Raw genomic sequence first — 8,309 nt, forward strand, 5'->3', positions numbered from 1 at the left:
ATCATCATGACTTTTCTCTTTCAAATTCACATGGACAGGTGATAGCGATGTATTTTTCAGTGCAAGATTACGGTTTGTTACTGCTACTTACCGTCTATCTAATTGGTCTTGTGTACTTCATTAAATCGAACAAAGGCGAAAGCAAGAGCGGGTGGTTATGCGCAGCACTGCTATGCTGGCCTTTATTTATGGCTGATGAATGGATCCGTTTAAGTGGAGAGCCGGACTTTGCGGTAGTCTACGGCCTATCCGATATCTTCGCAGTCTTGGCTATTACTTGCTGTTATAGGGCTATTAAGCCCTTGTTGTATGAACAACCTACCGCGAGACGGCGTTTATGGCTGCCGTTCATTATTACGGCGTTATTCCAAATAGCGGTGCTGCTAATTCCCACATCACAAAGAATGCAATGGTTGTCTGAATCGCCAATAGGAGAGCCTCTATTTTTATGGCCGGCTTACGTTGCGCCGCTACTCACCGGCTTTAGCGTATTGCTCATTGGTATTCTTATTACCGAGCATATTCAAAGTTATCACAGGCATCTACCTGAACAGGCCGTGGATATTCGAGAATTTAAAATAGCTCGCCTTGCGGGCTTTATGGGCATGCTTGTAGGCATTGCTTTTATGAGTATTTTGCTTGTAACGGCAGCTACGTTTGGGTTTTTCCGTCTAGCGGGGTGGGAGAGTTATCACCATTTAATGTTGGGCACTGGGTTGCTTATTGTATTAACGTCCCTTTTATTTGTTAGAAACACGTCTCCATCTCCCTTTGAACATGAGAGGTTAGAAGAAGGAAAAGCAACACCCTATGAAATAAGCAGTATTATTTCAAAAGCCGAGCGTCACACCATCGATAGTAAAGCGTATAAAGAAAGAGGCCTCACCATCGCTGAGTTTTGTCGAAGTGCAGACCTCGACCCAACCTCGTTAGCGATAGCACTTCGCGTGTCTGATAAAAAAAGCTTCCGACGGTTTATTTACCATTTCCGTTTGGAGTACGCCAAAAAAGTGCTGTTGTGAACCGACACCAAGGTTGCATCAGTGGCAAAGCGGCTGGGTTTAAACTCTGAGAAGTTTTTAAGCGACTACCTAGTTAAGCACTTGCTTAAAAATGGCAGCGGCGAATAGCAACGGTTTGCTGAATTAGTGACCAAAAGCGGTATTGAGAATATGATGGGTGAAGGTTTTGCGCAGGTAAAAACCTCTCGGACGGGTTTGCAGCTTTTCACCCTCAGGTCCACGGGCTTCTGTTAGCACGCGTCCGTTTGCGGCCTTCGGGCGAATGTGCAGCGCAGTGCCTTGCCTTGAGGTAATGGACTCGACATGCCCGGTCACTATTTTTTCTGTTAACTCTTCCCAGTCTTGTCGTAGCAGGGCGTCTTCTTCCTCACTTGGGCGCCAATAAAACCCAGTAGCAACCCGTCTATCAGCGAGGGGAATACGCCTATCACCCTCGATAGGAAGCCACAATACCTGCTGTAGTTTGTTGCGTACGTTACTTGTTGTCCAAGTAATGCCTGGCTGCATTAGCAATGGCGCAAAACACACATAAGTGGTTTCAAGGGGAGCAAACGATGCATCAATGGGAATGGTTTTAAGTTCGATACCCAGCTCTGGGAAATCTTGTTGAGGTTTGGAGCCGGCGCTAGCACCTAGCCACTTTTCAATAAGCATGCCTGGCCAGCCCTTGTGACGCTGCAGGTTTGCAGGTATTGCCACATTTGCCATAGAAGCCAACTCACCAAGAGAGAGACCTGCTATAGCATGGCAGCGGCTTAGTAACTCGTCTGGAGTGCTTGGCGGTGACTGGGGAGGCTGCATTGTTATCGTAAAATTCCTGTTTGAACTTAGCCATTGAATATTAACACTATGATTGGAGCATAGTTTGTGGAAGAATGAAAACATATTACCAGTATTGTGTGCCCGGGAGTCTATGTGATAGATGCCGATGGATTCCGTGCGAATGTGGGTATAGTGATTTGCAACAAAATGGGACAAATATTTTGGGCAAGACGTTATGGCCAACATTCATGGCAGTTCCCTCAAGGCGGAATTGATGAAGGGGAAACTGCCGAGCAAGCCATGTTCCGCGAGCTACACGAAGAAGTAGGTTTGACATCAAAAGATGTCACTATTTTAAGTGTTACCCGTAATTGGCTTAGATATAAGCTACCAAAGCGACTTATTCGACAAGGTAGTAATCCTGTTTGTATAGGACAAAAACAAAAGTGGTTTCTTTTGCAACTCGATTGTCAGGATCGCGATGTAAATGTGTTAAAAACAGGCCACCCAGAATTTGATGACTGGCGATGGGTAAGTTATTGGTACCCAATTAGAAATGTTGTTTCGTTTAAACGTGACGTTTATCGCAGGGTGATGAAGGAATTTTCCCCAGTGGTCATGTCGGCGCAGCAGCGAAGTCCTCAACGTCAGGGGAACGCTTCAACTAAACGCGGTAAAAAACGCAGGCGCGGGTAAGGAATCAGGAGTAACCGTTGAATACCCCTAATAGCTCAGGCGCAATGTTAAACACGTTAAAGCGTATTGTGCAGGAAATGAATCAAATTCCTGCACTCGATACCGCTTTGTTTCGTCTTGCGTCCAGAGTAAAGCAAACCTTAAATGTTGACTCATGCTCAATATACCTTGCCGATAATGACGCCCAAGCGTTCGTATTAAAGGCGACAGATGGATTGCATCCCGACGCGGTAGAACATGTTCGCATAGGCTTTACCGAGGGACTGATTGGTTTAGTTGGTCAGCGGGAAGAGCCTCTTAACATTGCAAACGCGCAACACCATCCCCGTTTTAAACATTATCCCGAAGTAAGAGAAGACAATTACAACGCGTTTCTTGGTACCCCTATTACCAATCAGCGTCGCGTTCTTGGGGTTATCACGCTGCAGCAAACTGATCTTAGGCGCTTCAGCGAAGATGAAGAAGCGTTCCTAGTTACCTTAGCAGCTCAGTTAGCTCTTGAAATTACTAATGCGGACATTCGAGGAGCGTTAACACTTTCTCATACTGCTGGTCATGTCGACCAGCAGAAAAACGTGCGCGGCATCGCTGGGTCTCCAGGGCTTGCCATCGGCAAAGGTTTCTCACCCGATAAGTCAATTAATTTAAAAAACTGGGTGGTAAAGCGAACTCGCTCACCGGCCGATCAAATCGCTCTTTATCGCAAAGGCGTAGAAGTCACTCGAGGCCATGTAGACACCTTGTCTCAGCGTTTAGACGATGGCATTCCCGACGACGTGAAGTCAATATTTCAGCTTTATCATCACCTTTTAGATGCCAACAGCTTGGGACGTGAAGTAGAAGAAAAAATCCGTCAGGGGTGGGATGCGGCGTCATCATTAAAAATGGTAGTGGAAAGCTACGCAGCTCGCTTCAGAGCTATGGAAGACCCGTATATGCAGGAGCGGGCCATTGATATTATAGACTTGTCTGACCGCATACTCGCTAACATTTTGAGCGAGCAAAACGGGCACAAGTTAGCTGAAAAGTCGGTAACCGAACCCTGTATTCTCGTTGCTGATGAAGTTTCAGCGACTATGTTGGCTGAATGCCCGCGAGATAAGCTTCAGGGTATTATTTCAGTGCGTGGTTCTAACAACTCCCATGCCGCTATTTTGGCTAGAGCCATGGGTGTTCCAGCCGTTATGGGTTGTCAGAGTGTGTCGCCTGCTCTGCTAGAAGACAAAGAAATTCTGCTCGATGGCTATTCTGGCGAGGTGATAATATCGCCAGCTCGACCCGTTAAAGCTGAGTTTATTCAGCTGATAGAAGAAGAGTCGGCCATTGCTGAAAAAATTGAGGCGGAGGCTGACAAGCCTTGCGAGACAATTGATGGCTGTCGAATGTCGCTTTATATTAATGCTGGGCTCTCAGCTGAAGTAGAGCTTGACGCGCAGCAAATTGGTGCTGGAGTAGGTTTATACCGAACTGAAATTCCTTTTATGCTTAGAGAAAGGTTTCCTTCTGAGCAAGAGCAGGTCACTTTGTATCGCCAGATATTAGAAGCTGCCCCAGATTTACCAATAACCATGAGAACCCTTGATGTGGGTGGCGATAAGCCACTGCCTTATTTCCCTATTAATGAGGAAAATCCATTTCTTGGATGGCGTGGAGTGCGACTTACCCTTGACCACCCTGAAATATTCCTGGTTCAAATCCGCGCTATGCTGCGAGCTAACATAGGGCTTAATAACCTCCAAATTATGCTTCCTATGATTTCTACGGTTTCGGAAGTAATTGAGGCCAAGCAACTCATTAATCAGGCATTTTTAGAAATATCGGAAGAGGCAGAAGAAGGGCTCCACAACATAGTACGCCCCAAACTTGGAATAATGCTTGAAGTGCCTTCGGTACTCTATCAGCTGCCACAACTTGCAAAGCATGTGGACTTTTTCTCGGTAGGTAGTAATGACCTCACACAATATTTATTGGCCGTTGATAGAAACAATGCGCGGGTGGCGAGTTTATACAATAGCTATCATCCAGCCGTATTGGGCGCACTTTACGATATAGTGCAAAAAGCGAATGTTAACCGCACTCCCGTTACTATTTGCGGCGAGATAGCGGGCGAGCCTGCGGGAGCACTTTTGCTTATGGGTATGGGATACCGTCGTTTAAGTATGAATGGCTTTAACCTTCGTAAAATTAACTGGTTGTTACGCAAAGTCACGCTAGAAGAATGTAAGCAATTGCTCTCTCTTTCGCTTACTTCATCTTCGCAGCAAGAGGTATTTACTCATCTGAACGAATACCTTGAAAGAAAATCGCTAGCTGGGTTAATTCGCGCTGGGTCGTAATAAAAATAACCTAAGTTTTGTTATAGAAAAAGATGGTTGATTGCCGTCAGTGTTTTGCCCCACGTCATAGTAACTATGCTACCCTCACCGATGATAAATATTTAAAGGATAATGAATGGAACCTGTCGTTGTCATTCTTCTAAGTTGTGTGCTTCTAGGTTCAGTTGTAGGTATTTTGGCGGGAATGCTGGGTATTGGCGGCGGCTTGATTATCGTTCCCGTGTTGTCATACCTGCTTGTTCACTTACTCGGTATGACCACAGAAACCGTAATGCCGGTAGCAATAGCTACGTCGCTTTCTACTATTGTGTTTACAAGTATGTCATCCGCATATGCGCATTATCGGTTAGGCAATATTCAAAAAAATATTGTGCTGTATACAGGAATGGGGATTGCAGTGGGCGCTATTATTGGTGCACAAATTGCGAGTCATATTTCTGGCGAATTATTAAAAGATATTTTTGCCGTATTAGTTATTCTTATCGCGGCACAGATGATATTCGGCAAGCAAAAGCAGTCTGATAACCAGGCTAGCAGAGCAGTGCTCAGTTGCGTAGGAAGTGGTACGGGTATAATAAGTGCGCTAATGGGTATTGGCGGCGGCGCTTTACTTGTGCCTGCACTTGTGTGGTTTCGAGTCAATGCCCGTGCGGCAATAGGCTGTGCGGCATTTTGTGGGCTGGTAATCGCAATATTTGGCACGTCGAGTTTTATTATTGCCGGTTGGAACGCCCCAGATGTACCTGCGTACAGTTTAGGTTATGTGTATTTACCTGCGGCAGCAGGTATCATTGCTACCTCTATGATTACCGCAAACATCGGTGCTAAACTCGGGCAAAAAGTAAACGTGCGTATTTTAAAAGCTATGCTTGCCTGCTTATTAGTGCTGGTAAGTATTCGAATGATTTTAGGAATTGAATAATATAATGGAACAGAGCAGTTACCTGGTATTCCCCAGTATCGATCCCGTTATTTTTAGTTTGGGACCATTAAGCGTACGCTGGTACGGATTAATGTATCTCGTTGGATTTATCGCAGCGTTTTTACTTGCACAAAAACGCTTGTCGCAAACGCCGTGGAATAAAGACCAATTAAGCGACCTATTGTTTTGGAGTTTTGTAGGCGTGATATTAGGTGGCCGAGTAGGCTACGTTTTCTTCTATCAATTTGGTATGTTTGTAGACAACCCGCTGTATCTCTTTAAGATTTGGGCAGGTGGAATGTCGTTCCATGGCGGTTTAATTGGTGTGCTTGTGGCACTAGCTTGGCAGGCCAAACGCATGAAGGCTACCTTTTTAGAGTTAGGCGACTTTGTCGCACCGCTAGTGCCCATTGGTTTGGGAGCGGGTCGTATTGGTAACTTTTTAAATGCAGAACTATGGGGTAGAACCACTGATGTACCATGGGCGGTAATATTCCCGAATGCGGGTAATGTTCCCAGACACCCATCACAGCTGTATGAATTTGCCTTAGAGGGTGTGCTTCTTTTCATTATTTTATGGCTGTACTCAGCGAAAAAACGCCCTGTTGGTGCAGTAAGCGGCCTGTTTTTGCTGGGCTATGGTAGTTTTCGTTTTATAGTGGAATTTTTCAGAGAGCCCGATGCACATATAGGGCTTTACCAAATGGGGCTTAGCCAAGGGCAGCTTCTTTGCCTACCCATGATTGCTTTGGGCGTAGGATTAATTGTACGTGCTTATATGGGCACGAAAAATAGTGTTAAAACGTAGAAGATATAAGAATCAATGAAAGAATATCTCGCTCTCATGCGCCATGTACGCGATACAGGTGTGAAGAAAGAAGACCGTACCGGAACTGGTACGTTAAGCGTATTTGGTTATCAAATGCGGTTTAATCTGCAGGAAGGATTTCCTCTTGTTACCACCAAAAAGTGTCATTTAAAGTCAATCATTCACGAACTCTTGTGGTTCCTCAAAGGCGAAACTAATATCGCTTACTTAAAAGAGCACGGCGTGCGAATTTGGGATGAGTGGGCAACAGAAGATGGCGAGCTTGGTCCGGTTTACGGCAAGCAATGGCGCAGTTGGGAGCGTGGTGATGGCACTACCATTGACCAAATATCTGATGTAATTCAGCAAATAAAAGATAACCCAGATTCCAGACGACTCATAGTAAGTGGCTGGAACCCTGCTGCATTACCCGATACGCAATACTCGCCGAAAGAAAACGCTGCAATGGGGAAGCAGGCGCTTCCGCCTTGTCATACCATGTTTCAGTTTTATGTGCTTGATGGCAAATTAAGCTGCCAACTTTACCAGCGCAGCGGCGACATCTTCCTAGGTGTGGTATTTTTTTGTGATAATAAAAACGATACTCACGCACGAATGGGTGATCTTTTACATTGATATATATAGAAATTGTACTATTATTAAAATTATATCCTATGTGAATCGTTATCTACGATTTTTAAGAGCTGGTTTGATAGTCCAAAACACACATAAATGCGAACTAATTACTTTGATATAGGGAATAATTTTTAGATGAAATGGCAAACAATGCACAAGTTACGATAACCTGTATCAATAACAAAATTTTAAAAAGGCAACTTAATGAATATACACCCCGAAAAACAATATTTAGATTTACTGACCTTGTTATTAGAAACAGGCAGCGAAAGAGTTGATCGAACTGGCGTAGGTACAAAAGCCATTTTTGGGCATACCATGCGATTTGATTTATCTGAAGGATTTCCTGTATTTACGACAAAGCGTGTATACTGGAAAACAGCATTTAAAGAGATGCTATGGATGCTTTCTGGTGGCCACAATATCAAAGAATTGGTTGAGCAAAACGTTCATATTTGGAGTGATTGGCCTTACAAAAAATTTATTGATGCTCAGCCTGAAGGTAGTGCAGATAAATCAATTACGATGGAAGAGTTCGAGCAGCGTATCATTGCTAACGATGATTTTGCTCAGCAATGGGGTGATCTTGGGCCAGTATATGGTAAACAGTGGCGTAGATGGAAAACTGAAGATGGGCAAGAAATTGATCAAGTCTCTCAGGTAATTGATTTACTGAAGAACAATCCATCATCGAGACGCATCATATTTGACGGCTGGAATGTCGGTGAACTTGATCAAATGGCTCTTCCACCCTGTCATAAGCATTATCAATTTTATGTTGATCCAAATACCAATAAACTCTCTGGTGGTATGGTGCAACGTTCTTGTGATTCTTACCTTGGGCTTGCATTTAATGTTGCAAATTTGGCCTTAATTACCACGCTCCTTGCGGAGCAAACTGGCTATGATGTTGGTGAAATTGTTTGGTTTGGTATGGATGTGCATTTATATATGAATCATATTGAGCAAGCTAAAAAGCAATTATCACGGGAGCCAAAAGCATTTCCTAAATTAATTATAAAGCGTAAGCCAGATTCATTATTTGATTATACGATTGATGATTTCGAACTTGACGGATATGACCCTCACCCTGCAATACCTGCACCAGTAGCGGTATAAGGTGAACT

7 protein-coding genes and 1 pseudogene are annotated in these 8,309 nt (G+C 44.2%); 7 read left to right on the forward strand and 1 reads right to left on the reverse strand.

Features of this window, described 5'->3' with window-relative positions; all coding sequences use genetic code 11:
• The first annotated feature begins 47 nt into the window (after positions 1 to 47).
• Positions 48 to 1,022, forward strand: coding sequence for a DNA mismatch repair protein (locus tag BM528_RS02900; RefSeq protein ID WP_232230560.1), 975 nt, complete (start codon positions 48 to 50; stop codon positions 1,020 to 1,022).
• 123 nt (positions 1,023 to 1,145) lie between these two features.
• On the opposite strand, the gene mutH is transcribed toward BM528_RS02900, so the two are convergent.
• Positions 1,146 to 1,823 (reverse strand): DNA mismatch repair endonuclease MutH, encoded by a 678-nt coding sequence (gene mutH, locus BM528_RS02905; protein ID WP_071978584.1) that lies wholly within the window; start codon positions 1,821 to 1,823, stop codon positions 1,146 to 1,148.
• Between the two features lie 114 nt (positions 1,824 to 1,937).
• Here mutH and rppH point away from each other — a divergent pair, with 114 nt between their 5' ends.
• From rppH to thyA (BM528_RS02935), 6 genes and pseudogenes are all read left to right on the forward strand, one after another.
• Positions 1,938 to 2,480 (forward strand): RNA pyrophosphohydrolase, encoded by a 543-nt coding sequence (gene rppH / locus BM528_RS02910; RefSeq protein WP_071978585.1) that lies wholly within the window; start codon positions 1,938 to 1,940, stop codon positions 2,478 to 2,480.
• A 44-nt stretch (positions 2,481 to 2,524) separates the two neighbouring features.
• On the forward strand, positions 2,525 to 4,816 hold the full coding sequence (ptsP, locus tag BM528_RS02915) for a phosphoenolpyruvate--protein phosphotransferase (protein WP_071981122.1): 2,292 nt from the start codon (positions 2,525 to 2,527) through the stop codon (positions 4,814 to 4,816).
• 115 nt (positions 4,817 to 4,931) lie between these two features.
• Entirely contained in the window at positions 4,932 to 5,738 is an 807-nt protein-coding gene (locus tag BM528_RS02920) for a sulfite exporter TauE/SafE family protein (protein ID WP_071978586.1), read from the forward strand.
• A 4-nt stretch (positions 5,739 to 5,742) separates the two neighbouring features.
• Positions 5,743 to 6,546, forward strand: coding sequence for a prolipoprotein diacylglyceryl transferase (lgt, locus tag BM528_RS02925; protein WP_071978587.1), 804 nt, complete (start codon positions 5,743 to 5,745; stop codon positions 6,544 to 6,546).
• A 15-nt stretch (positions 6,547 to 6,561) separates the two neighbouring features.
• Positions 6,562 to 7,128: pseudogene (gene thyA / locus BM528_RS02930) on the forward strand (thymidylate synthase); the annotation flags it as partial.
• Positions 7,129 to 7,386: 258 nt separating this feature from the next.
• On the forward strand, positions 7,387 to 8,301 hold the full coding sequence (thyA, locus tag BM528_RS02935) for a thymidylate synthase (RefSeq protein ID WP_071978588.1): 915 nt from the start codon (positions 7,387 to 7,389) through the stop codon (positions 8,299 to 8,301).
• Positions 8,302 to 8,309: the final 8 nt, after the last annotated feature.

Origin of the sequence: Alteromonas sp. RW2A1 (assembly GCF_001886475.1) — a bacterium.
In the GTDB taxonomy this organism is placed as follows: domain Bacteria; phylum Pseudomonadota; class Gammaproteobacteria; order Enterobacterales; family Alteromonadaceae; genus Alteromonas; species Alteromonas hispanica.